The organism is Streptomyces sp. NPDC060184 (genome assembly GCF_042728795.1).
Lineage (GTDB): Bacteria > Actinomycetota > Actinomycetes > Streptomycetales > Streptomycetaceae > Streptomyces.
Map to the genome: position 1 here is coordinate 1 of NZ_JBHWYX010000025.1, position 23,075 is coordinate 23,075.

Annotated in this window: 18 protein-coding genes; 13 read left to right on the plus strand and 5 right to left on the minus strand. The window is 74.3% G+C overall.

The window, feature by feature from the left end:
• Positions 1–538 precede the first annotated feature (538 nt).
• The 12 genes from ACFWEE_RS18155 to ACFWEE_RS18210 all read left to right on the plus strand — a co-directional run bounded on the left by ACFWEE_RS18155 (position 539) and on the right by ACFWEE_RS18210 (position 15,021).
• Positions 539–2,134: a phage tail sheath family protein gene (locus ACFWEE_RS18155; RefSeq protein WP_386890229.1), complete on the plus strand. Its 1,596-nt coding sequence runs from the start codon at positions 539–541 to the stop codon at positions 2,132–2,134.
• Positions 2,135–2,271: 137 nt separating this feature from the next.
• The gene (locus ACFWEE_RS18160; protein WP_327177127.1) at positions 2,272–2,715 is read left to right on the plus strand and encodes a phage tail protein; all 444 of its coding nucleotides are present in this window, start codon (positions 2,272–2,274) and stop codon (positions 2,713–2,715) included.
• On the plus strand, positions 2,715–3,242 hold the full coding sequence (locus ACFWEE_RS18165) for a hypothetical protein (RefSeq protein ID WP_386890232.1): 528 nt from the start codon (positions 2,715–2,717) through the stop codon (positions 3,240–3,242). The genes ACFWEE_RS18160 and ACFWEE_RS18165 overlap by 1 nt, the downstream gene beginning before the upstream one ends.
• Positions 3,239–3,397, plus strand: coding sequence for a DUF6760 family protein (locus tag ACFWEE_RS18170; RefSeq protein ID WP_266707268.1), 159 nt, complete (start codon positions 3,239–3,241; stop codon positions 3,395–3,397). Before ACFWEE_RS18165 ends, ACFWEE_RS18170 begins: the two co-directional genes overlap by 4 nt.
• A gap of 3,114 nt (positions 3,398–6,511) precedes the next feature.
• Positions 6,512–7,114, plus strand: coding sequence for an extensin (locus ACFWEE_RS18175; RefSeq protein WP_386890234.1), 603 nt, complete (start codon positions 6,512–6,514; stop codon positions 7,112–7,114).
• Between the two features lie 161 nt (positions 7,115–7,275).
• On the plus strand, positions 7,276–7,701 hold the full coding sequence (locus tag ACFWEE_RS18180; RefSeq protein ID WP_386890236.1) for a phage tail protein: 426 nt from the start codon (positions 7,276–7,278) through the stop codon (positions 7,699–7,701).
• Positions 7,702–7,716: 15 nt separating this feature from the next.
• Positions 7,717–8,439 (plus strand): LysM peptidoglycan-binding domain-containing protein, encoded by a 723-nt coding sequence (locus ACFWEE_RS18185; RefSeq protein WP_386890237.1) that lies wholly within the window; start codon positions 7,717–7,719, stop codon positions 8,437–8,439.
• Positions 8,439–10,334 (plus strand): VgrG-related protein, encoded by a 1,896-nt coding sequence (locus ACFWEE_RS18190; protein ID WP_386890239.1) that lies wholly within the window; start codon positions 8,439–8,441, stop codon positions 10,332–10,334. Before ACFWEE_RS18185 ends, ACFWEE_RS18190 begins: the two co-directional genes overlap by 1 nt.
• A 46-nt stretch (positions 10,335–10,380) precedes the next feature.
• Positions 10,381–10,824 (plus strand): GPW/gp25 family protein, encoded by a 444-nt coding sequence (locus tag ACFWEE_RS18195; RefSeq protein WP_386890241.1) that lies wholly within the window; start codon positions 10,381–10,383, stop codon positions 10,822–10,824.
• Positions 10,824–12,815, plus strand: a complete 1,992-nt coding sequence (locus ACFWEE_RS18200) for a putative baseplate assembly protein (protein WP_386890242.1) — start codon at positions 10,824–10,826, stop codon at positions 12,813–12,815. Before ACFWEE_RS18195 ends, ACFWEE_RS18200 begins: the two co-directional genes overlap by 1 nt.
• Complete coding sequence (locus tag ACFWEE_RS18205; protein ID WP_386890244.1) at positions 12,812–13,378, plus strand: phage tail protein; 567 nt, start codon at positions 12,812–12,814, stop codon at positions 13,376–13,378. Before ACFWEE_RS18200 ends, ACFWEE_RS18205 begins: the two co-directional genes overlap by 4 nt.
• The gene (locus ACFWEE_RS18210) at positions 13,375–15,021 is read left to right on the plus strand and encodes an NADase-type glycan-binding domain-containing protein (RefSeq protein ID WP_386890246.1); all 1,647 of its coding nucleotides are present in this window, start codon (positions 13,375–13,377) and stop codon (positions 15,019–15,021) included. The genes ACFWEE_RS18205 and ACFWEE_RS18210 overlap by 4 nt, the downstream gene beginning before the upstream one ends.
• Positions 15,022–15,153: 132 nt before the next feature.
• Here the strand turns inward: ACFWEE_RS18210 and ACFWEE_RS18215 are convergent, their stop codons facing one another.
• From ACFWEE_RS18215 to ACFWEE_RS18225, 3 genes are all read right to left on the minus strand, one after another.
• Entirely contained in the window at positions 15,154–16,182 is a 1,029-nt protein-coding gene (locus ACFWEE_RS18215) for a peptidoglycan-binding protein (protein WP_386890247.1), read from the minus strand.
• A 400-nt stretch (positions 16,183–16,582) separates the two neighbouring features.
• On the minus strand, positions 16,583–17,704 hold the full coding sequence (gene menC / locus ACFWEE_RS18220; protein ID WP_386890248.1) for an o-succinylbenzoate synthase: 1,122 nt from the start codon (positions 17,702–17,704) through the stop codon (positions 16,583–16,585).
• A complete protein-coding gene (locus ACFWEE_RS18225; RefSeq protein WP_386890250.1) occupies positions 17,701–18,585 on the minus strand; it encodes a chorismate synthase in 885 nt (294 codons plus the stop codon). The genes menC and ACFWEE_RS18225 overlap by 4 nt, the downstream gene beginning before the upstream one ends.
• A gap of 152 nt (positions 18,586–18,737) precedes the next feature.
• Here ACFWEE_RS18225 and ACFWEE_RS18230 point away from each other — a divergent pair, with 152 nt between their 5' ends.
• Entirely contained in the window at positions 18,738–20,288 is a 1,551-nt protein-coding gene (locus ACFWEE_RS18230; RefSeq protein ID WP_386890252.1) for a PucR family transcriptional regulator, read from the plus strand.
• 19 nt (positions 20,289–20,307) lie between these two features.
• On the opposite strand, the gene dapE is transcribed toward ACFWEE_RS18230, so the two are convergent.
• Positions 20,308–21,420, minus strand: coding sequence for a succinyl-diaminopimelate desuccinylase (gene dapE / locus ACFWEE_RS18235; RefSeq protein WP_386890254.1), 1,113 nt, complete (start codon positions 21,418–21,420; stop codon positions 20,308–20,310).
• On the minus strand, positions 21,417–22,910 hold the full coding sequence (locus tag ACFWEE_RS18240; protein WP_386890255.1) for an amino acid permease: 1,494 nt from the start codon (positions 22,908–22,910) through the stop codon (positions 21,417–21,419). Before ACFWEE_RS18240 ends, dapE begins: the two co-directional genes overlap by 4 nt.
• Positions 22,911–23,075: the final 165 nt, after the last annotated feature.

The window sequence follows — 23,075 nt, forward strand, 5'->3', positions numbered from 1 at the left end:
GTGTTGCGCAGGCGGAGTCGTACGGTGGTGCTGCTGCCGGGATCGACCGTGGCCGACGCGGGTTCGAGAGAGGTCCATAGGCTCACCCGGCCACGCTAGGGCAGCGTCCGGGGACGGGGCAGGTGATCGCGGGCAGGAGCGGCCGGTCGCACGGGTCGACGTTCTGCCTGATCGGCCGCCCGGTCTTCCCCGAAGTGCGACCCGCTGCCCCCGGGTGTGCCCGTCAGGCCCTTACGGGAGAGGGGCGGGTGGTGGTAGGCAGAGAATCGGGCCCCCAGGAGCTTCTGCCGGGCCCGCTCCGGCCGGAGACCTGCCGCTCACCGGTCGGCACGGCCGCCGCTTTCGCCCGGAGCGGAGGAGGTGGGGTGCGGTCGCGCGGCTGAGGGGTGGTACCTCTCCTGCGGCGCGCCGACGTCACCGGCTGCCCTCAAGGGCACCGGCAGTGCCCCCGAGCAGGTCCCGGAGGACGTTTCGGCGGTCCTCCCGCACGGGCGAGAGTGGCAGTGGTTCCTGTCTCGTACCCCGAGGAGAGCAGAACATGCCGTCCTATCTGTCGCCCGGCGTCTACGTCGAGGAGGTGGCCAGCGGCTCGCGCCCCATCGAGGGAGTGGGCACGTCGGTCGCCGCCTTCGTGGGGCTCGCGCCGAGCGGTCCACTGAACGAGCCGACCCTGGTCACCAACTGGAGCCAGTACGTGGCGTCGTTCGGTGAGTTCACCGACGGGTACTACCTGGCGCACTCCGTCTACGGCTTCTTCAACAACGGCGGCTCCGCGGCCTACGTGGTCCGCGTGGGCGGCTCCGCCGAAGGCGCGTCCTCCGACGGTCCGGCCGGCTCCGGCCGCGCCGCGGTGAAGGCCCCCGCCGCCCCGGCCGCGCTGGAGGCCGGTGAGTTCCGGCCGCTCGGCGGGTTCTCGGTCGCGGCCATCGCGCCCGGCACCACCGGCGCGCTCAGCGTCGAGGTCACGCTGCCGGAGGACGACAGTCCGGCCGACCGGTTCAAGCTGACGGTCAAGGACGGCGACAAGGCCGTCGAGACCTTCGACGTGTCCGCCAAGAAGGGCGGCCGTACCTACGTCGTCACGCAGGTGAAGGAGCGCTCCAAGCTCATCACCGTGGCCGAGGCGGCGCCCGCCGGGCAGCTGGTCCGGCCGGACGCGCAGACGGTGGCCCTCGCGGCCCCGGCCGCCGCCGCCCCCGCGACCGTGCCCGCCGACGAGTCGTACCCCGGACCCGCCCGCTACCTGGGCGACTCCGCGGACCGCACCGGCTTCGGCGGCCTGGAGGCCATCGACGAGATCTCCATGGTCGCGGTGCCCGACCTGATGGCCGCCTACCAGCGCGGCGCGATCGACCTGGAGGCCGTCAAGGCCGTCCAGTTGGGCCTGATCGCGCACTGCGAGCTGATGGGCGACCGGGTCGCGGTCATCGACCCGCCTCCCGGTCTGAACGCGCGTCAGATCCGGGTGTGGCGCCAGGAGACGGCCGGTTACGACTCCAAGTACGCGGCCCTGTACTACCCGTGGATCAAGTCCTTCGACCCGTCCGTCGGTCAGTCGGTGCTGGTCCCGCCGAGCGGTCACGTCGCCGGCATCTGGGCCCGCAACGACTCCGAGCGCGGTGTGCACAAGGCTCCCGCCAACGAGGTCGTGCGCGGTGCGGTGGACCTGGAGACCCAGATCACCCGCGGGGAGCAGGACCTGCTCAACCCGATCGGCGTCAACTGCATCCGGGCCTTCCCCGGTCGTGGCATCCGCATCTGGGGCGCCCGTACCGTCTCCTCGGACCCGGCCTGGCGCTACTTGAACATCCGCCGCTACTTCAACTACCTGGAGGAGTCGATCCTCCTCGGTACCCAGTGGGTGGTGTTCGAGCCGAACGACCACGCCCTGTGGGCGCGTATCCGGCGCAACATCTCGGCGTTCCTGACCAACGAGTGGCGCAGCGGCGCCCTCTTCGGCCAGCGCCCCGAGGAGGCCTTCTACGTCAAGTGTGACGAGGAGACCAACCCGCCGGAGTCGGTCGACGTCGGCCGTGTGGTGTGCGAGATCGGCATCGCGCCGGTCAAGCCCGCCGAGTTCGTGATCTTCCGGCTGGCCCAGTTCTCCAGCGGCAGCGGAGAGCTGGAGGAGTAGCAGCCGATCCGGGTGGTGTCCGGCCGCGACCGGCCGGACACCACCCGGGCCCCGGGCTCCGACCGGGTTCGTACCGGACCTGGTCCGCTTCACCGCCGTAGCGCCATCCCACAGACCTTCACAAGGACAGCGAACACATGAGTCTCCAGCCGGGTGACGCCCTCACCTCGCACAATTTCGGCCTGCAGATCGACGGTGTCATGGTCGAGTACCTCGCCGAGGTCAGTGGCATGAGCATCGAGCAGGACGTCATCACCTACCAGCAGAACACCCCCAACGGCCAGAACGTGGTCAAGAACATGCCGGGTGTGAAGAAGAACGGCACCTGCACGGTCATCCGCGGTATGACCCAGTCGGCTTCGTTCACCCAGTGGATCAACCAGTCGATCTCCGGCCAGATGACCACGGCCCGCAAGAACGCCTCCATCATCATGATGGACTTCCAGAACAACCCGGTGAAGCGCTACCACCTGCGCAACGCCTGGTGCAGCAAGATCGACGCGAGCACGGTGAAGGCCGGCGAGGCGTCCGCGCTCACCGAGACCGTCACCATCGTGTTCGAAGAACTGGTCATCGAGTAATGCGTCGTTCGGCCGCCAGGGCCGGCGCGTCCGCCCAGGAGTCCGGTGCGGAGACGGCGCAGCCCGTGCCCACCGCCGCACCGGACGCGCAGCCCGCCGCGCAGCTCCCGCAGCCGCCGCAGCGGCAGGAGCAGGTGCCGCAGCAGCAACGGTACGAGCTGCGCACCGAGTTCGCGTTCCAGCTGCCGCGCGGTTACGTCGACGAGTCGGGCACCGTCCACCGGGACGGGGTCATGCGCCTCTCGACGGCGCGCGACGAACTCGTCCCGCTGCGCGACGTGCGCGTCCAGGAGAACCCGGCGTTCCTGTCGGTGGTGCTGCTGGGCCGGGTGATCACCCGGCTCGGCACGCTGCCGATGATCCACGACGGCATCGTGGAGAACATGTTCGCCTCCGACCTGGCCTTCCTGCAGGACTTCTACCGCCAGATCAACGCGGAGGGCCACACCCGCGCGTCGGTGGAGTGCCCGCACTGCTCCGAACCCTTCGAGGTCGAACTCGGCGGGAGCCGCCTGGGGGAATCGTGACGTACGCGAACGACCGGCTGCACGAGGAGATCGCGTACGTCGCCTACCACTTCCACTGGAGCCTGGAGCAGATCCTGGACCTCGAACACCAGGACCGCCGCCGCTACACCGACCAGATCGCGTCCTTCGTGACGCGCGCAGGCGCGGAGGGCTGAGCCGTGGGTTTCCTGGAGCGGTTCAAGACCGGGCGGACGGGCGGTACGGGCACGGGCGCGCGTACCGGTACGGGTACGGCGTCCGCACCCGCCGCGGGTGCGGCGCGGTCCGCGCACGGCGGCGTCGACGGGGGGCCGGCGACGGAACCGGCGACGGCGGCGGCGGAACCTGCGGGCGGCCGTGTGCCGGTCGCCGCGTCCTGGACCGGACTGCCACCGATCCAGCGTGCTGTGGCCACTCGCCCGGCCGGGGTCGCGGACTCCGGTTTCGGCGGCCGGCTGCCGACCTGGCAGAACCCGTCGTTCATGGGCACCGCGTCCCACGCCGTCCTGGACGGCCGGTCGAACGCGGTGCTCGGCGGCGGTACGCCCACGGTCTCGGCCCGGCCCGTGCCCGGCCTCGAACGCCGCGCGGGCGCACTGCCGTTGGCGGGCAACGACGCCACGGTGCAGCGCGCCCCGGCGGTCCCGCTGCGGGCGCTGCCCGCGAGCTTCCCGGGTACGCCCGCACAGTCCGCGTCCGCATCGGGCCCCGCCGCCCCCCGCGCGCGCACCGCTCGGCCGGTTCCGGCCGCGGTGGCGCCTGCGGCTGTGGCGGCGTCGGCTGCTCCGGTCGCGGTTCCGGCTGTGACTCCGGCGGCGTCCGTCGCCCCGGCCGCGGCTCCGCTCGCGGTTGCCCCGGGCCCGGCGGTCCAGCGGAGCGCCTCGCCGGTACACGGCCCGGGTGCGGGTGCGGGTGCGGGTGCTGGTGCTGGGGTTGGAGCTGGGGCGGCGCGGAGCGGCGCGGCGACGGTTGCCGGTCCGGCCCCGGTGGCCGTCGGTCCGGCCCCGGTGGCGGCGCCTGCCCCGGCGCCGGTGCCGGTACGGCGCTCGGCCCCGGCCGGTCCCGGGTCTCCGGCGGTTGCGTCCTCGCCGCGTGCGGGGCTGCGGGTGACGCCGGTCGCGTCCGGACCGTCCCCCCGGCCGACGGCCCTGACCCGGGCGCAGCCCGGGGCCGCGGTGCAGCGGCGGGCCCTCCCGGTGGCGCGGCGGAGCGCGGGCGCGGTGAGCGGCGCTCCGGCGACCGGTGCTCCCACGAACGGGGCTGCCACGAGAGGGGCCCTCACGACCGGCGCCCAACCGCCCGCCACTCCGGCAGGGCGAGCGGCCGTCCCGCGTGAGGGGGGTACGGCGGGGGATGCTCCGGGCGGAGGTTCCGGCCCGACGGGCCCTGGTCCGGCGGGTACGGCGCAGGGGCCCGTGGGCCCTGGTCCGGCCATCTCCGGTCCGGCGAGTGCGGGGCCTGGTCCCGTGGGCTCTGGTCCCGTGGGGCCTGGTCCGGTTGATTCCGGCCCTGCGGGTTCCGGTCCGGCCGTGCAGCGGTCGGTGGTCGGGCCGTCGGTGGTGCAGCGGTCGGCCGTGCAGCCGACCCGGGACGCGACGGGCCCGGCGCCCGCGGTGCCGAAGGCGTCCGCAGTGCCCGCAGCGTCCGAGGCGCCGTTCGGGGACACCCCGGCGGGGGGCCTCGGTCCTGCCCGTCCCGGCGGAGGCCCCTCCGTGGGGGCGGCTCCGGCGCGTCCCGGTCGTCGCGGAGGTGTGGGGGCCCCGGTCCGCGGGGGCTCCGGTCCCGCCCGGCCTCCGGCCGCGCCGACCCCTTCCGCGAGCGGCGACGCGGGGGCGCCACGCGGTGGTGTTCCGGTGCGGCGCCCGGAGCCCGGTGACGTCCCCGTGCAGCGCGCGGTGACGGAGGGTGCTCCGGTGCGGCGCGCGGTGGCCGGTGACGTTCCCGTCCGGCGTGCCGCGGCCGTACCGGGCGAGGCCCGGGGCGGGCAGCCCGCGCAGGGCGCGCCTTCCCCGCAGTCGCCCGGGACCCCGCCCGGAGTCGCTCGGCCCCCGGCGTCCCCGGCCGCGCCCGTCGCGCCTGCCGCGGCTCCGCTGCCCGTCGTCCAGCGGGCCCCCGACTCCGCCCGGCAGCAGCCCGCCTCGCGGGCGCGGTCCGCCGGCGGACCGGCGGCCTCCCCCCGCACCGGGCCCGCAGCGGCGTCCGGTTCCACGCCGACCGCCCCCGGCGGCCCCGGCTCCCCGTCCGGTGCCCCTTCGGGGGCGGCGTCCGGCGCGGCGCCGGTGGCTTCGCCCGCCCCGGGGACCCCCGTGCAACGCGCCGCCGCCCGGCCGAACACCCCGGCACCCGGACCCGTACAGCCCGAGCAGCCCGTACCTCCCACGCAGTCCGCTCGGCTCGCTCAGCCGACGGGACCTTCCCCGGCCCCCGGCCCTGCCCCGACGACCGGCGCCGGACCGGTACGGGAGTCGGCTGCCCCGTCTCCCGCCCCTTCCGCCGCCGCCCCTGGCACAACTGCCCGTGTCAGCAACTCCGTTCAGCCAGGCGCCCCCGTCCAGCGGGCGGCGGCCCGATCCGGAGGCCCGGAGCGGGCCGCCGGGCGGACGGCCGATTCCTCCGTCGTACCGCCCGTGCGGGGAAGCGCCGCCCGTACGCCGTCCCGCGCGGGTCTGGGTGCTCCGATCGCCTCGGCACCGCCGGTGCGCACCTCCGCTCCGGCCCCCGCCGTCCAACGGGCCCCGGCCAACCCGGCCCTGGGTCCGGCCCCGTCCGCGCGTGCCAACCCGGCCCCGTCCCCGGCGACTTCGCGACGCTCGCCCCTCGGCGCACCGGTGAGCGCCGCGCCCGCCGACGCCGCGCCGATGTCCGTACGGCCCGTGCGGCCCGTGCAGGCAGACCCGCCGGGGCGTACGGACCGGGCGCCGACCCCGCGTACGGATCCGGCTCCGGCGCCGGTCGCCCGCGCCCTCCCGCCGGTCCCGCCGCTTCCCTCCGTGCAGCGGTCACCGGCGCAGCAGCAGTCCGGGACGCCGCAGGTCCGGACGCCGCAGGTCCGGACTGCGCCGATCCGGACTGCGCAGTCCGGAATCCCGCGGCTCCGGACTCCGCAGCCGCCTGCGTCGCGGCCCCCGGTGCCGCAGTCCTCCATCCAGCGGGCCCAACTTCGCCAGCCTCAGGCCCCGTTGGCGCCGCTGCCCCTTCCGGTGGCCGCGCCCGGCTCCGTACAGCCGCCGCTGCCGACCGGGCCTCTGTCGTCTCCGTCGTCTGCGTCCCCGACGCCGACGCCGATACCCATGCCGACCCCGACCCCGACCCCGGCGCCGACCGCGCCGACCGCGCTCCAGCGCAGCGTCGCGGCTCCCGCGACGGCGGTGCCGCTGCGCCGACCGGGGACGGCCCCGGCCCGGTCGGCGGACGGTGGTTCCGCCGCGGCCGTGGCACCGCTCTCGGCTCCCGCCGCTCCCGCGGGCGCGGCGGCGTCGCCGATGCCGGTCGTCCAGCGGCTCTGGGGGCGGCACTCCAAGACCGCCGGGAACACTCCCGGCCACGTGGCCCGCCCGGGCCGGTCCGCGATCGGCAGCCTCGCGGCCTCCGCCGCGGCCACGGTCGCCGGCCACCTCACGCACTCCGCGCCGCCCGACCGCCCGGCCGGGCCACCGCCCCCGTACACCCCGGCGGGCCCTTTGCCGCCGTACTCCCAGGCCGGGCCTCCGCCGCCCGTGCTCCCACCGGAGTACACGGAGGTCACCGAGGGCGCGTTCGACCCCAAGGCGCTCACCGACTTCCAGCTCGACGAGCTCACGCACCTGCTCATCGGCCGGATCACCCGGCTGATCCGCACCGAGCTCCGGCTGGACCGCGAGCGGATCGGAAAGCTCCGCGACCCCCGCCGCTGACCGCCACGGGCCGGACCTGCGAACGGTACGTACGACCCGGACGACCGACCGACGACCGACCAGGACCCACGCCCCGCACGACCGCCCAGGACCGACGAACCGCACGACCGGCCCGCACGCCCGACCCGCACGAACGACGACAGGAAGAAAGGTCCGCCGAGATGCCCTCCAGCCAAGACCCGGGCTCCACCATCTGGTTCTCCCTCAGCATCGACGGCGAGAGCCTCGGCTACTTCAACGGGTGCGAGGGGCTGTCGTCCGAGGTGGAGATCGAGCACCGCCAGGAGGGCGGCAACAACGGCTTCGTGTGGGCGCTGCCGACCCGGGTCACCTTCTCCACGATCCGGCTGACCCGTCCCCTCACCCCGGAGACGGCGAAGGTCGCCAAGTGGATCTCGTCCGTGCAGACCGGGATCACCCGGCCCACCGCGCAGATCGCGGCGCTGCGCGCGGACGGTTCGGAGGTCGCCAGCTGGGGTCTCATCGACGTGCTGCCGGTGCGGTGGACCGGGCCCACTCTCGACCCCGCGAGCCCGGCCGTGGCGACCGAGGTCCTGGAGATCGTCCACCACGGATTCACGAACTGAGAGGCGGCCGACACCATGGCCAAGGGCAGCAAGGGCGCCGGCAAGAGCCTCGTACGCGCCAACCTGGCGATCCACGAACCCCCGGTGGGCGACAGCCTGGTTCCCGGCGGGATCATCGAGACGTTCTCCTTCGACTTCAACCCGGCGCAGCTGTCGCTGAGCCGTCGCGCGCTGTGGAAGGCGACCCCGGCGCAGATCGAACGGACCGGTGCGAGGCCGGAGTTCATGGGCGTCGAGGCGATGCAGATGAACCTGGAGATCTTCCTCGACTCCTCCGGCCGGCCGAGCGACAACACCGTGCTGAAGAAGGTGGAGTCGCTGCTGGACTGCGTGGAGGTGACCCTGCGCAGCATCGGTTCCAAGAAGCCCTCGCCGCCGTGGGTCGTCTTCCAGTGGGGGGCGTTCTCGACGGTGCGGTTCACCGCCTACATCAGCTCCGTCGACGTCTCGTACACGGTGTTCGGCACCACCGGCGTCCCCATCCGGGCGACCGCCCGGTTGCAGCTGACCGAGATCCCCAGCAAGACCAGGGGCCAGAACCCGACGTCGGGCGCGCTCACCGCGCAGCGCGTCCACCGGGTCGTGGCGGGGGACTCCTTGCAGTCGCTGGCCTGGCGGGAGTACGGGAGCGCCGCGGCCTGGCGGTCGATCGCGCAGGTCAACGACATCGACGACCCCCGGTTCCTGCCCCCGGGCACCGAACTGATCATGCCGTCCGCAGAGGAGGTGCGTGGCTGATGGTGCGCGCCGCGTACTCAAGTGTCGTCGACATCAGGATCGGTGGCGCCAAGGTGCCGTCCGATCTCACCGACTCGCTGGTCGAGAGCCATGTGGACCAGGGGATGGGCGTTCCGGCCGCGTTCCGGCTCACCTTCCGGGACCCGTACCGGACGATCCTCGGCAAGCTCGGGGTCACCTTCGGCACCAGTGTCGTCATCACGCCGATCGCCAACGGGCAAGGGGCCGGCGACCCGCTGCTGACCGGTGAGGTCACCGGCCTGGAGGTCGACTACGACGGCACCGGCACCTTCGCCGTCGTCCGGGGCTACGACCTCGGGCACCGCCTGCTGCGCCGGCGCCGGGTCACCGCCTTCCGCAACCAGACCGCGTCCGACATCGCCCGGAAGCTGGTCGCCCAGGACGGCGTGCCCATCGGGAAGATCCAGTCGACGAAGACGGTGTACGAGTTCATCAGCCAGTCCAACGTCACCGACTGGGACTTCCTCGCGCGGCTCGCCGACGAGAACGAGATGGTGATGTCCGTCGACGCGAAGGGCATGTTCCAGTTCGTGTCGCCCAAGCCGTCCTCCGGCGCACCCTCGCCGAGCACCGACGGGGACAAGAGCCCCTTCGTGCTCCAGGCCGGTCACGACATCCTGCGGCTGCGGGCCGCGGTGACCGCCGCCGACCAGGTCGGCAAGGTCGAGGCGCGCGGCTGGGACGTCACGACGAAGCGGGAGCTCACCGCGGTCTCGCCGGCGGTCTCCAACCCGGGCATCGGGATCGGCACCACCCCGGGCGCGGTCGCCGGGAAGTTCGGCACGGCCCCGCTGGTCGACACCGGGACCCCGTACGACAAGCAGGCCGAGGTGAAGTTCGCCGCCGAGGCGCTCGCCGACGACATCACCGCCTCCTTCGCCGAGGTGGAGGTCGTGGCGCGCGGCAACCCGAAGCTGCGGCCGGGCATTCCGGTGGCCCTGTCCGACGTGGGCAAGCCCTTCGAGGGCAAGTACACCGCCACGTCGGTGCGGCACCACTTCGGCGGCGGCCGGCACTACGAGACCTGGGTGACGGTCAGCGGGCGCCAGTGGCGTTCGCTGTACGGGCTCACCTCCGGCGGCACGGAGACCGCGCCCCGGCTGCCCAGTGTGGCCAACGCCCTGGTCACCGACGTGAACGACCCGTTGAAGCAGGGGCGCGTCAAGCTGCGGTTCCCGTGGCTGGACGACACCTACGTCAGCGACTGGACGCGTACCGTGCAGATGGGCGGCCTCGCCGGTGGGGGCATCTTCCCGCTGGACGTCAACGACGAGGTGCTCGTCGGGTTCGACCGGGGCGCCCTGGACCACCCGTTCGTGATCGGCGGGCTCTACAACGGCAAGGACGTGCCCACCCCCGTCAAGGACGTGCCGCTGCACGACGCCACCCGGCGGAAGGCGGCCCGGCACACCGTCTCCGACCGGGACGGCAACCGCATGGACCTGCTCAGCCAGAAGACCGGAGGCCGCAAGCAGGGCGTCCGGCTCGCGTCCGGGGACCAGCAGCTGATCATCCACCTGGACCGGACCAACACCGAGATCGTCGTGGACAGCAAGGGCACGGTGAAGATCAAGGGCAGCCGGTCGGTGTCGGTGGAGGCGGGCACGGATCTGACGCTCAGCGCGCGGCGCGCCCTGACCATCAAGAGCGGCGGGCCGCTCAGCATCAGCGGCGGCGGCGCGGTCAACGTCAGGGCGGCGGGTGAGCTGGGGCTGAACTCGGTCGGTGTCCTGAACATGAGCGCCGCGGGCGCCGCGATGCTGACCGGCGGCGGAACCGTGCAGGTCACCTCGGCCGTCAACACCACCATCAAGGCCCCCACCGTGCTGGTCACGTCCCCCGCGTTCCTGGCCAACGGAATGCCGGTGATATGAGCGTGAACCCCCACCAAGACCCCAACGGAAGGCAGGAGCAGGCCTGATGGCCGAGCAGTTCGTCGGATCCGGCTGGTCCTTTCCCCTGCGCATCGGGCCCACCGGCGGGATCGCCCTGGTCAGCGGGGAACGGGAGGTCGAGGAGGCGATCCGGCTGGTCCTGTCGACGGCACCCGGGGAGCGGCCGATGCGGCCGGACTTCGGATGCGCCATCCAGGACCTGGTGTTCGCGCCGGTCAACGAGCAGACCGCCGGCCGCATCCAGCACGAGGTGTACGCCAGCCTCGACCGCTGGGAACCACGCATCGAGGTCGACGACGTCGACGTCACCGTGGGCGGCGACCAGTCCGTCCTCTACATCGACGTCCGCTACTCGATCCGCGGCACCAACAACCCCCGCAGCCTCGTCTTCCCGTTCTACGTCATCCCGTCCCACGACGAGCCCGACACCGGCCCCCACCCGGACAACTCTCCTGAAAGCGACCGTTGATGGCCCTCCCCTCCCCGAACCTCGACGACCGCCGCTTCCAGCAGTTCGTCGACGACGCCAAGCGCTACATCCAGCAGCGCGCCCCGGAGTGGACCGACCACAACGTCTCCGACCCGGGCATCACCCTCGTCGAGACGGTCGCGCACATGGCCGACGAGGTCGTCTACCGGCTCAACCGGGTACCGGAGAAGAACCACCTGGCCTTCCTGGACCTGGTCGGCATCACGCTCTTCCCGCCCTCCGCCGCCCGTACGGACGTGACGTTCTGGCTCTCCGCGCCGCAGGAGGAGCCGGTGACCGTACCCCTCGGCACCGAGGTGTCCACCTCGCGCACCGGCGACGAGGAGGCGGTCGTGTTCGCCACCGAGCGCGAACTCACCGTCTGGAGCGCCGCGCTGAGCCATCTGCTGGTGCAGCGGCGGGGTGAGGCCGCCCTGGACCGCACGCACGACCTCGCCGACGACGAGAAGGACGTGCTCTGCTTCTCCGAGTCGCCCTCGCCGGGCGACTGCATGCTGCTGGGCCTGACCAGCGCCGTGCCGCACTGCGCGGTCGCCCTGGAGCTGGACAGCCGGGTCGACGGCGTAGGCGTGGACCCCCGGCAGCCGCCCCTGGTGTGGGAGGCGTGGACCGAGGACGGCTGGCAGCCCTGCGAGGTCGACCGGGACGGCACCGGCGGTCTCAACCGGCCCGGCGAGGTGGTCCTGCACGTCCCCGCCGGGCACGTGCTGTCCCGCAACGCGGGCCAGGAGGCCGGGTGGCTGCGGTGCCGGGTCACCGAACCCCTCCCCGGCCAGCCCTTCTACACCACCTCGCCCACCGTCCGGTCCGCCGAGGGCTTCACCATCGGCGGCACCGCCCCCGTCGTGCACGCCGAGACGGTCTACGACGAGGCGCTCGGCGAGTCCACCGGGCTGCCCGGCCAGCGGCTGCGGCTCGCGCACGCGCCGGTGGTCGGAGACACCCCGCCGGTGCTGCTCCAGACCGCCGAGCACGAGGGCTGGGCGGACTGGGAGGTCGTCCCGCACTTCGCGGCCTCCGGCCCGTACGACCGCCATGTCACCGTGGACGCCGCCACCGGCGAGATCGCCTTCGGACCCGCGGTGCGCGAACCCGACGGCACCCTGCGCCGGTACGGGATGGCCGCGCCCAAGGGCTCGCCCGTCCGCGCCCACCGCTACCGCACCGGCGGCGGCCGGGCCGGCAACGTGGCGCGCGGCGCGGTCCAGGTGCTGCGCACCTCCATCCCGTACGTCTCCGAGGTCGTCAACCGCGAGGCCGCACGCGGCGGCGTGGACGGCGAGACCGTCGAGGAGGCGAAGGTCCGCGCCCCCATCACCCTGCGCGCCCAGGAGCGTGCGGTCACCCTGCGCGACTACGAGGAGCTGGCCCGCCGGGCCGCCCCCGAGACCGCGCGCATCACCTGCCTGGAGGGCGAGGAGAGCGAGTACGGCGCCTACGCGGTACGGGTGTTGGTGGTCCCGCAGGCCGTGCCGGACCCGGGCGGACGCCTCCGCTTCGAGCAACTGGTCCCCGGGGACGCGCTGTTGGAACGCATCACCCGCCACCTCGACGAACGGCGGCTGATCGGCACCCGGTTGGCCGTCGGCCCGCCGTTCTACCAGGGCGTCACCGTCGTCGCCACCGTGCACGCCTTCCGCGGCGTCGACACCGACCTGGTGCGCCGCCGGGTCCACGATGCCCTCTACCAGCACCTCGACCCGCTGACCGGCGGCGCGGACGGCAAGGGCTGGCCGTTCGGACGGCCCGTGCAGGCCGGTGAGGCCTTCGCGGTGCTCCAGCGGATCCCCGGCGTCGAGCTGGTGGACGAGGTCGTGCTCTACCCCGCCGACCCGCTGACCGGAAAGCGCGGCGAGGCGACCAACCGCATCGACCTGTCGCCGCCGTCCCTGGTGTTCTCCTACGACCACCGCGTCCGGGTGATCGGGGACACGGCGGACGGCGACCGCACGGGCGGGAGCCGCGGATGAGAGGCTCCATCGACGGACTCGGTTCGTCGGCGCCGATCGGCGCGATGCTGCCCGCCGTCTTCGCCGACGACGACCTCGCCCTGCGCTTCGTCGCCGGGCTCGACGAGGCGATCGCGCCCATCCACACCGCACTGGACTGCGTCGACGCGTACTTCCGGCCCTCGCTGGCGCCCGTGGACTTCGTCCGGTGGCTCACCGCCTGGGTCGGCGCGGAGACCGACGGCACCGAGCCCGAGGCGCTGCTGCGCACCGCGGTGGCGACCGCCGCGTACCTCCACCGCATCCGCGGCACCCGGCGCGGCCTGGCCGAGACGGTCCGGCTCGCCTTCGGCGTCGCACCGGAGATCAGCGAGAGCGGGGCGGCCGACTGGACCGCCCGCCCGCTCGGCCCGATCCCCGGTGTCCCGCGCCCCCATCTGCACGTACACCTGAGGCTGCCCGAGCCGACCGAGGCGGACCACTACCGCCTGGACGGCATCGTGGCCGCCGCCCGGCCCGCCCACATGCCGTACACGGTCCAGGTGACCGCCGGCGATCCGTCCGAAAGGACCTCGGAGAGATGACCACGCAGAACTGCGCCGAATGCGGCACCCGCGCGGAACCGGGCCAGTCGTTCTGCGACGCGTGCGGGGCCGTACTGAGCTGGGCCGACCGCGGGGCCCCGGCCGCCGCCGCGAGCACCGCCCGCGCCCAGGGAACGGGCGCCGAAGCACCGTCGCGGGAGGCGGCGCCCGCCGGGCCCGCGACTCCGCCCCCGTCCGCCGACCGGCCGACCGCGTCCGACGGCCCGGCGCCCGCCGACCCCGGCTGGGACGCCTTCGCCCGGCCCGGCGGCGGCGCGGGACTGCCCCGGCAGCAGCGGCAGCCGATGGACGGCGGCCCCCTCGCCCGGGGCGGCACCCGGCAGGACGGTGCGTACGAGGAGGCGTCCGACGACGGGCGCGCCGCCCCGGCGGAGCGCGCCCGGACCTCCGGCCGGGGCGCGTACGACGACCGCGACGAGCCCGACACCCAGGAGGTCCCCGGGGTGACGGACGACTGGGCGGCCCAGATGGCGGCCCGCACCGCCGACGGAGGCGCGGCCGACGCGGCGGACGACTGGCCGTCGGAGAGGGCCGGTCGGGGTGCGGCCGGTGCGGCGGACGACTGGCCGTCGGAGAGGGCCGGTCGGGGTGCGGCCGGTGCGGCGGACGACTGGCCGTCGGAGAGGGCCGGTCGGGGTGCGGCCGACGCGGCGGACGACTGGCCTTCGGAGGGGGCCGGTCGGGGTGCGGCCCAGGAGACCGGCCGGGGCGCCGACGACGGGGGCATGTCGGACCGCGCCCGGCGGCTCATCGTCCCGGTCGCCGACCCCGGCCCCGCTGCGGCCCCGTCCGTCGCCCCGGTCCTGCCCGGCCTGCCGGCGCCCCAGCGCCCCCAGTCCGTACAGGCCCCGGGTGAGCAGCTCGGCTTCGACGGGGGCACGCCCTGCCCCTGGTGCAGCACCCGCAACCGGCCCGACCGGCACTACTGCACCCGGTGCGCGATGCCCATGGCGGGCGACCAGCACGCGCCGGGCCGCCGACTGCCGTGGTGGCGCAGGCTGTTCGACTCCAGCAACCGGGAGACCCCGTGGGCCGGTGACCGGCCCCGGGTGCGCCGCACCTTCGACCGCGTCCTGAGGTGGGTCGGGGCGGCGCTCGTGCTGACCCTGGTGATCGTGGCGGTCGTCCACATCCCCGACGGCGTCCAGGCGACCCGCGACCACTTCGCCAAGCGCGCCCCTCTCTCCCCGGACCGCGTCACCGCGTCCCGGTCCTACCCGGGCCACAAGCCCGACTCCTCCTTCGACAAGATCAACAACACCTGGTGGGGCCCGGGGGTCTCCGAGTCGGGCCAGGGGCAGTGGATCGAGGCGACCTTCGACTCCCCGACCAAGCTGCTGAACGTGATGGTCACCCCGGGCGTCTCCCCCCACGCCGACAAGAACACCGAGCAGGCGCTCCCGCACCTCATCGACGTCACCGTCACCCGGGCCGGCGGCGAGACCACGCAGAGCCGGCTCACCCTGGACGACGGCGCGGGCGGCCAGACCCGCAACTTCCGCTACGACGACGTCACCAAGGTCCGCTTCACCCTCCAGTCCGCCTACCACACCTCCCCGAAGAAGCAGGTCGCCATCGCGGAGATCGAGTTCTTCGGGCCGTCCCACTCCGGCGACAACTGACCCGCGTCGCCCGTGCGGTGGCGGCTCGTCCGAGTCGCCCGGACCAGCGCCGAAGCCCGGACCGGGAGTTCTCCGGTCCGGGCTTCGGTGTGCCGGGCTTCGGTGCGCCGGGCTTCGGTGTGCCGGGTGGGGTCAGCGGGGCCAGGCGCAGTGCACGTGGCGGGCGTGGCCCGCGTCGCCGGGGCCGAGGACCTCCGTCGCGCCGAGCTTGCGGCAGGCCGCCATCAGGTTCTTGTGCGGGGCCCTGTCGCCGACGTGGCGTCCGTCGATGTGGCTGATGTCGACGGAGAGACCGGCGTAGTGCCGGGAGTTCCCGCTGTGGTCGCCGCCGACGATCTCGGACACGGAGATCCGGAACGCGTACTGGGTGGAGAGCTTGAGCAGCCCGTTCAGCATCCGGGTGTCGAGCGGGACCCTCCGGCCGGGGGTGTCGCCCCACGGGCTGGTGAGGGCGTTCTTCCCGTTCGCGGTGTCGACGATGTTCTGCTTCGCGGTCGACCCGGCGTGGGTTCCGCCGGGGTGGACGGTGGCCAGGGTGATGCCCCGGGTGTCGAGGATCTGCCGGGCGAGGGCGGCCCGGTTGCCGGAGGGGGCGCTCGTACCGGGGTCCAGGAGAGCGGCCCAGGTCCGCGGGCCGACGACCCCGTCGGCGGTGAGGCCCTTCGCCTTCTGGAACTCCTTGACCTTCGCCGTGACGGCCGCCGCGTAGGTGCCGTCGACGGCCACGGCCCGGCCGCGCGCCTTCAGCAGGGTCTGCGCGGCCTTCACCGCCGGACCCCGCCCGCCCTCGCGCAGGGTCGGCACCAGCTTGTTCCAGGTGGCGGGGCCGACGATGCCGTCGGCGGTCAGCCGCTGGGCCTTCTGGAACGCCTTGACGGCTTTGACGGTGGCCGGTCCGAACTCCCCGTCCACGGTCAGCGAGTGGCCCTTGGCGACCAGCAGGTGCTGGAGCGCGGTGACCGTCGCGCCCCGGGCACCCGACTTCACGGCGGGCCAGGCGACCGGCGCCGTCCCGGTGCGGGCGGCGGACGCGGAGACGGGAGCGACGGCCGCTCCGGCGGTCGCGGCGCCCGAGAACAGACCCGCGCCGGTGAGCGACGCCAGGGCGACGACGGCGGCGGCCAGGCGGACGGCCTTCGTACGTACGGTGGTCGAGGACATGCGTGACTCCTTGTCCGAACAGGATGGATGCGGAGCCGCCGGAGCGGGTGCCCCGCCCGTGGACCGGCCGGCCGGACCGGCGGTGGAAGGGCGTAGGCGGAAGCAGCCCCCGAGGGGGCGTGGACCGAGAGGGGAACGGTCCGCTCCGGCGGCCGTGGCATCACTCTGCACGCCGCGACGGGGCGTCGGCCAGCATCTTGCCCATGCCGTCCGATGCATCCATGCATGCACCCCATGCGCGGCTCTGACCAGCGGTTATGTATCAGGCTGTGCCGGTGGCCGGTGGCCGGTGGCCGGTGGCCGGTGGCCGGTGGTTGGTGCGGGGTGCGGGGTGCGGGGTGCCGGGGCCCGCGTCGCGCGGACGCGGGCCCCGGCACGGTCGGGTACGGAGCCGTACGGCTCACCGCCCGGCGCTGCCTCCGTACAGGTCCCGTCGTGCCGTCGTGAAGCGGCGCAGGGCGTCGGGGAGCGGGGCGATGCCGATGCCGGGGGTGGTGGGGACCGGGAGGTGGCCGTCCTGGAGGACGAACGGCTCGGTGATGTCCTCGGCGAAGTAGCGGCTGGACGCGGAGGTGTCGCCGGGGAGGGTGAAGCCGGGGAGGGCGGCGAGGGCCAGGTTGGGGGCGCGGCCGATGCCGGTCTCCAGCATGCCGCCGCACCAGGCGGGCACGCCGTGCGCGGCGGCGACGTCGTGCAGGCGGCGGGCCTCCAGGTAGCCGCCGACCCGGGCGGGCTTGATGTTGACGACCCGGCAGGCGTCCATGGCGATGGCGGAGGCCGTGTCGCGGGCGTTGTGCAGCGACTCGTCGAGGCAGACGGGGGTGGCGATGCGGCGCTGGAGGAGGGCGTGGGCGTGGAGGTTGTTCTCCTCCAGCGGCTCCTCGATGAGCAGCAGGCCGAACTCGTCCAGGCGGCGCAGGTGTTCGGCGTCGGCCAGGGTGTAGGCGGTGTTGGCGTCCACCTGGAGCGGCAGCGCGTCGCCGAAGCGTTCCCGGACCGCGCGGACGGGCTCGACGTCCCAGCCGGGTTCGATCTTCAGCTTGATCCGGACGTACCCCTCGGCGAGGTAGCCCGCCACGTCGTCCAGGAGGGCGGGGACGGAGTCCTTGATGCCGACGGACACCCCGGCGGGCACCCGGTCGCGGACGGCGCCGAGGTAGGTGGCGAGGGACATTCCGTGGGCCCGCAGCTCGGCGTCGAGCACGGCCGTCTCCAGGGCGGCCTTCGCCAGCTCGTGGCCCTTGACCTTCGCCATGGCGGGGGCGAGGGCGGCCGTCGTCAGCTCCGGCCGGGCGGTGACCCGGGGCAGCAGGAAGTCGCGGATCACGGTCTCGGCGCCGGAGACGTACTCGGAGCAGTACAGCGGCTCGGGGTCGGCGGCGAACTCCGACCAGCCCTCCGCCTCGTCGGTGACGACGTGCAGCAGGAAGGTGTCCTTCGTGGTCATCGTTCCGAAGGAGGTACGGAACGGCGTGACCAGGGGGATGGCGACGTGGACGAGTTCGACGCGGTCCAGCTTCATGCCGGGCTGCCTTCCTGGTTCTGCGGGGCGGGCGGGGTGTGCGCGGGGTGCGGGGCGGCGGGGGTGAGGGTGTACCAGCCGTCGCGGGACATCGAGGTGGCGGTGTACCCGTCGGCGAACGCCCGCGTGAAGACCGCGCGTACGGCGTGGCGCCAGCGCAGCGCGAGCGCGGGGTCGGCGGCGCGCAGCTCCACGACGTCGTCGGGGACCCGGCAGCGGACGGTCTCCCCGGCGCGTACGGCGAGCGGCGCGCCGTCGGGGGCGGTGGCGAGGACGACGGGCGTACCGGCGGGCTCCGCCGTCCGCGCGGTCTCCGTCTCCCTGGGGGTACGGTCCCCGGCGGTCAGGTCCCAGGTGACGGTGAGGCGGTCGCTCTCGTCGCCGTCGTTCAGCCCGTCGGTCATCGGGCCGTAGAAGTCCACCAGGTACTCGGTGCCCGTGCCGCCCAGCTTCACCAGGTTGAAGCGGGCGTTGCGGCCCACCAGCGGGTCGAACGTCCAGCGCATGGTGCGGGCACCCCGGTCGAGCGCCCAGACCCGCTGCGCCTGCTTCACGGCGAGCCCCACGCCCCGGTCGCTGGTGCGGGCGGCGGCCACGAAGGAGTACACGTCCAGCGCCGCGGGCTCCCCGAACACGGCGACGGCCGCGCCGCACAGCTCGCCCTGCCCGGTGTACGCGGCGTGCACCGCGCCCCCCGCGTGCACGAGGCTGTGCAGCACCTCGGCCGGGTAGGGCGGGGTGCTGCGCGGGGTCTGCCACACGTCGCTGAAGAAGTCGGCGACGGCCGCGATGCCGGGCACGTCGTGGACGGTACGGGTGGTGACTCCGGCCGCGCGCGCGGTGGCCGCGGCTCGGTCGCGTACTGCGGGTGTCGCTGTCATGTCTTGAGTCTCCGCGCGCCCCTCCGGGAACTGCTTGTCCGGAGGGACAAGAGGCACTTAGAGTCGTTTTGCGATCGGCCAAAGGCGGACGGGCCGCCCCACCCGCACCGCGAACCGGGAGCCCCGCATCCCGCACCGTGAATCGAGGCCCCATGGACGCCCCCACCCTCAGCGATCTGCTCGACGTGCTCGGCGGGTCGTCCGTACGGGCGCTCGCCTCCCCCGGCGGACTCGGGGGGCGGGTCGGCGAGATCCTGCTGTACGACGCCGACGCGGCGCTCCCGCACGCCCCCGGCGCCGTGCTCCTCGCCGTCGGGGTACGCCCCCCGGCGGCGGGCCCCCTGCTGCGCGCCGCAGCCGCCGCGGGGATGGCGGCCGTGGTCGTACGGGGTGCGGACGGGCCCGCCGGGGCGGCCGAGGAGGCCGGGATCGCGCTGCTCGCGGTCGACGAGGACGCGGCCTGGCACCGGGTCCACCTGCTGCTGTCCTCGGCCGTCTCCGCCCGGTCCGGGGGCACGCCCTCCGCCGCCGGGGACCTGTTCGCCCTGGCCGACGCCATCGCCGCCGCGACCGGCGGGGCCACCGCCGTGGAGGACCCGCGCCAGCGCATCCTCGCCTACTCCACGGTGCCCGGACAGGCCGTGGACGAGGACCGCCGCCAGGGCATCCTCGGCCTCCAGGTCCCCGACAGCATGGAGAACGACGCCCAGTACCGGGCCATGTTCGCCGCCCCCGCGCCCCTGCGGCTGCCCGCGCTCGACGCCGACAACCTGCCCCGGCTGGCCGTCGCGGTGCGGGCGGGCGGCGAGACGCTCGGCTCGGTCTGGGTGGTCGACGACGGCACGCTCGCCCCCGACGCGGAGGAGGCCCTGGCCCAGGGCGCCTCCACGGCGGCCCTGTTGCTGCTGCGGGCCCGCGCCGCGCAGGAGCTCGCCCGCCACCTCGGCGGTGACCTGCTGCGCCGGGTCCTGGACGGCACGGTCGACCCGGCCGGGGCCGCGCACCGCCTCGGGATCGGCGCGGGCACCGATCCGGTGCGGGTGGCGGCGTTCGTCCCGGCGGGCGTTAGCACCGCGCCGGACGCCGAGCAGACGGCGCTGCGCCTGCTCGACCTCGTACGGCTCCAGTGCGAGGCCCGGTACGGGCGGCACGCCTGCGTCCTCGTCGACGGGGTGGTGTACGCGCTGCTCCCGGCGGTCGGCGAGCGGGGCGCTGCCCGGCACCGTCAGCTCGCGCAGGACATCGTGGACCGGGCCGGCCAGGCCCTGCGGATGCCCGTACGGGGCGGGCTCGGCGCCCTGGTCGCGGGACTGGCCCGGGTGGCGGACTCCCGGGCCGACGCCGATCTGGTCCTGCGCTGCGTCGACGACGGGCGCCCGGTCGCGCTGGTGGAGGACGTACGGGCCCGGGTGGCCCTGCTGCGCCTGGGCGAACTGATGGCCGGGCGGCGGGAGTTCGAGGAAGGCGCCTGGGCCCGGACGGTGGCGCACGACGCGGCGCACGGCACGGAGTACGCCCGCACGGTGCTGGCCTGGCTCGACGCGGGGTGCGACATGGCGGGCGCGGCCGAGCGGCTCGCCGTGCACCCCAACACCTGCCGCTACCGCCTGCGGCAGGCCCGGGAGCAGGTGGGCCTGGACCTGGACGACCCCGACGAGCGGCTGGTGCTCTGGCTGAGCGCGCGGCTGTCGGGGGCCGCCTGAAGCGGTCGGACGCTCGTGATCAGTGCACCTGGACCGTGGTCAGCCAGCCGGTCAGCTGCTCCTCGCACCGGGCGAGCTGGTCCACCGGGACGAACTCCCCGGGCGTGTGCGCCAGCGAGGGGTCGCCGGGGCCGAAGTTCAGCGCGGGCACGCCCAGTTCGGTGAACCGGGCCACGTCGGTCCAGCCCAGCTTGGGGCGCGGCTCGGCACCGAGGACGCCGACCAGCGAGGCGACCGCCGGGTGCTCCAGGCCCGGCAGCGCCCCCGCCACCGCCTCCGTCACCACGAACGCGTACTCCTGCGGCGGGAACTGCTCCGCCGGGAAGAGCGACCGTACGTACTCCTCCGCCTCCTTCGGCGAACGGCTCGGCGCGAAGCGGGCGTTGAGGGAGACGACGCAGCTGTCGGGCACGACGTTCCCGGCCACTCCGGCGCGGACCGCGACGGCGTTCAGCCCTTCCCGGTACTCCAGCCCGTCGATGAGGACCCGCTCCGGCGTGTGGTCGGCCAGGCGCTGGAGCACCGTCGCGGCACGGTGCGCGGCGTTGGCTCCCATCCAGGCGCGCGCGGTGTGGGCGCGGGCGCCCCGCACGGTGATGTCGGCGCTCAGCACACCCTGGCAGCCGGCCTCGACCCCCGCGTCGGACGGTTCCATCAGGATCGCGAGGTCCGCGTCGAGCAGCAGCTCGGGGCGTTCGGCGGCGATGCGGTGCAGCCCGTTGCGGTCGCCCTCGACCTCCTCGCACTCGTAGAAGACGTAGGTGAGGTCGCGGGCCGGTGCGGTGAGCGACGCCGCCAGCCGCAGGGCGACCGCGACGCCGCCCTTCATGTCGCAGGCGCCGAGTCCGTACAGCCGCTCGCCGTCGAGCCGGGCGGGCAGGTTGTCCGCGGCGGGCACGGTGTCCAGGTGCCCGGCGAGGATCACCCGCTCGGGGCGGCCGAGCGTCGTGCGGGCGACGACGGAGTGGCCGACGCGCTCCACGCTCAGGTGGGGCAGGGCACGCAGGGCCGCTTCGACGGCGTCCGCCAGCGGGCCCTCCTCGCCGCTCTCGGAGGGGAGGTCGACGAGGGAGCGGGTCAGCGCGACGACGTCGGCCGTGAGGTCGAGCGCCGCGGGAAGCCCGGCGGTCACGACCGGTCCTCCTTCGCCCGCTCCTCGGGCCGCTGCTCGGCGGGCGCCCGCGGCCCGGTGGCCTTCGCGAGGGCGGAGTGCTTCATCCCGTACAGCGCGTAGACGGCCAGTCCGACGACCATCCACACGGCGAAGGTGATCCAGGTGTCGGAGCCCAGGCTGAAGAGCATGTACACGCAGCAGATCACGCCGAGCACCGGCACCACCGGCGAGAGGGGCACCCGGAAGCTGCGGGGCGCGTCGGGGTTGCGGCGGCGCAGCAGGACGACGGCGACGTTGACCAGACCGAACGCGAACAGGGTGCCGATGCTGGTGGCGTCCGCGAGGCTGCCCAGCGGGACGAGCGCGGCGAGCACGGCGATGAACGTGGAGACGATCACCGTGTTGGCACGCGGCACCCCGCTCTTCGCGTGCACCCGGGAGAAGACCGGCGGCATCAGGCCGTCGCGGGACATGGAGAACAGGATGCGGATCTGCCCGTACTGGACGGTGAGCACCACGCTGGTGGTCGCCACGACCGCGCCGATCGACAGCAGGATCGGCCAGAGGCTGCCGCCGCCGACGGCCCGCACGAGGACTTCGCTGAGCGTGGCCTCGGTGCCCTCGAAGAGGCCCCACGGCATGGCGCCGAGCGCGGCCACGGCGACCACGACGTAGAGGAAGGTGACCAGGGCGAGCGAGAGGATGATCGCGCGCGGCAGGTCGCGCTGCGGGTTCTTCGCCTCCTCGCCGGCGGTCGAGGCCGCGTCGAAGCCGATGTACGAGAAGAAGAGCGAGGCGGCGCCCGCGCTCATCCCGGCGGCGCCGAGCGGGAAGAGCGGCGTGAAGTTGCCCGCGCGGAACGCGGTGAACGCGACGGCGCAGAACATCACCAGGGCGGCCACCTTCACGCCCACCATGATCACGTTGGCGACCGCGCTCTCCTTGGCGCCGCGCAGCAGCACCACCATGGAGAGGACGACGATGACGGCGGCCGGCACGTTGACGACTCCGCCCGCGCCGGGCGGGGCGGCGAGGGAGTCGGGGAGGGTGACGCCGAAGACCAGGTCGAGCAGTTCGTTGACGTACTGGCCCCAGCCCACGGCGACCGCCGCGACCGACACCCCGTACTCCAGGATCAGACACCAGCCGCACACCCAGGCGACGAGCTCCCCGAGGGTGGCGTACGCGTAGCTGTACGAGGAGCCCGAGCGCGGGATCATGCCCGCGAGCTCGGCGTACGACAGGGCCGAGAAGAGCGCGGTGACGCCGGCCAGGACGAAGGAGACGATGATCGCGGGGCCCGCCTCGGGCACCGCCTCGCCGAGGACGACGAAGATGCCGGTGCCGAGGGTGGCGCCCACGGAGAGCAGGGTCAGCTGCCACATGCCCATGGTGCGCCGCAGCTCGGTGCCGGACGGCACCTCCGCGGACACGTCCTGCCGCCTGGTCAGCCTGTGCTTCAGGCCGCCACCGGGACCGTGCCCCGGCATCGTCCGGACCGTCTCCATGGCACCGCTCCTCTCGCCCCGCGCTGGTTGGTGTGTCCGGCGGATCACGGCCGGACGCCACTGGTCGTCGACCTGATCATGCTGAGGAGCGACCGTGCGGGGGTGAGAATATCCGCCAGAAAGTTTCGAGGCGTTTTGGCCGTTCGGCCAAAGAGAGCCGAGGCG

Coding starts and splice junctions, on each gene's coding strand:
- ACFWEE_RS18155 (WP_386890229.1), top strand. CDS start 539: ATGCCGTCCTATCTGTCGCCCGGCGTCTACGTCGAGGAGGTGGCCAGC.
- ACFWEE_RS18160 (WP_327177127.1), top strand. CDS start 2,272: ATGAGTCTCCAGCCGGGTGACGCCCTCACCTCGCACAATTTCGGCCTG.
- ACFWEE_RS18165 (WP_386890232.1), top strand. CDS start 2,715: ATGCGTCGTTCGGCCGCCAGGGCCGGCGCGTCCGCCCAGGAGTCCGGT.
- ACFWEE_RS18175 (WP_386890234.1), top strand. CDS start 6,512: ATGCCGACCCCGACCCCGACCCCGGCGCCGACCGCGCCGACCGCGCTC.
- ACFWEE_RS18180 (WP_386890236.1), top strand. CDS start 7,276: ATGCCCTCCAGCCAAGACCCGGGCTCCACCATCTGGTTCTCCCTCAGC.
- ACFWEE_RS18185 (WP_386890237.1), top strand. CDS start 7,717: ATGGCCAAGGGCAGCAAGGGCGCCGGCAAGAGCCTCGTACGCGCCAAC.
- ACFWEE_RS18190 (WP_386890239.1), top strand. CDS start 8,439: ATGGTGCGCGCCGCGTACTCAAGTGTCGTCGACATCAGGATCGGTGGC.
- ACFWEE_RS18195 (WP_386890241.1), top strand. CDS start 10,381: ATGGCCGAGCAGTTCGTCGGATCCGGCTGGTCCTTTCCCCTGCGCATC.
- ACFWEE_RS18200 (WP_386890242.1), top strand. CDS start 10,824: ATGGCCCTCCCCTCCCCGAACCTCGACGACCGCCGCTTCCAGCAGTTC.
- ACFWEE_RS18205 (WP_386890244.1), top strand. CDS start 12,812: ATGAGAGGCTCCATCGACGGACTCGGTTCGTCGGCGCCGATCGGCGCG.
- ACFWEE_RS18210 (WP_386890246.1), top strand. CDS start 13,375: ATGACCACGCAGAACTGCGCCGAATGCGGCACCCGCGCGGAACCGGGC.
- ACFWEE_RS18215 (WP_386890247.1), bottom strand. CDS start 16,182: ATGTCCTCGACCACCGTACGTACGAAGGCCGTCCGCCTGGCCGCCGCC.
- menC (WP_386890248.1), bottom strand. CDS start 17,704: ATGAAGCTGGACCGCGTCGAACTCGTCCACGTCGCCATCCCCCTGGTC.
- ACFWEE_RS18225 (WP_386890250.1), bottom strand. CDS start 18,585: ATGACAGCGACACCCGCAGTACGCGACCGAGCCGCGGCCACCGCGCGC.
- ACFWEE_RS18230 (WP_386890252.1), top strand. CDS start 18,738: ATGGACGCCCCCACCCTCAGCGATCTGCTCGACGTGCTCGGCGGGTCG.
- ACFWEE_RS18240 (WP_386890255.1), bottom strand. CDS start 22,910: ATGGAGACGGTCCGGACGATGCCGGGGCACGGTCCCGGTGGCGGCCTG.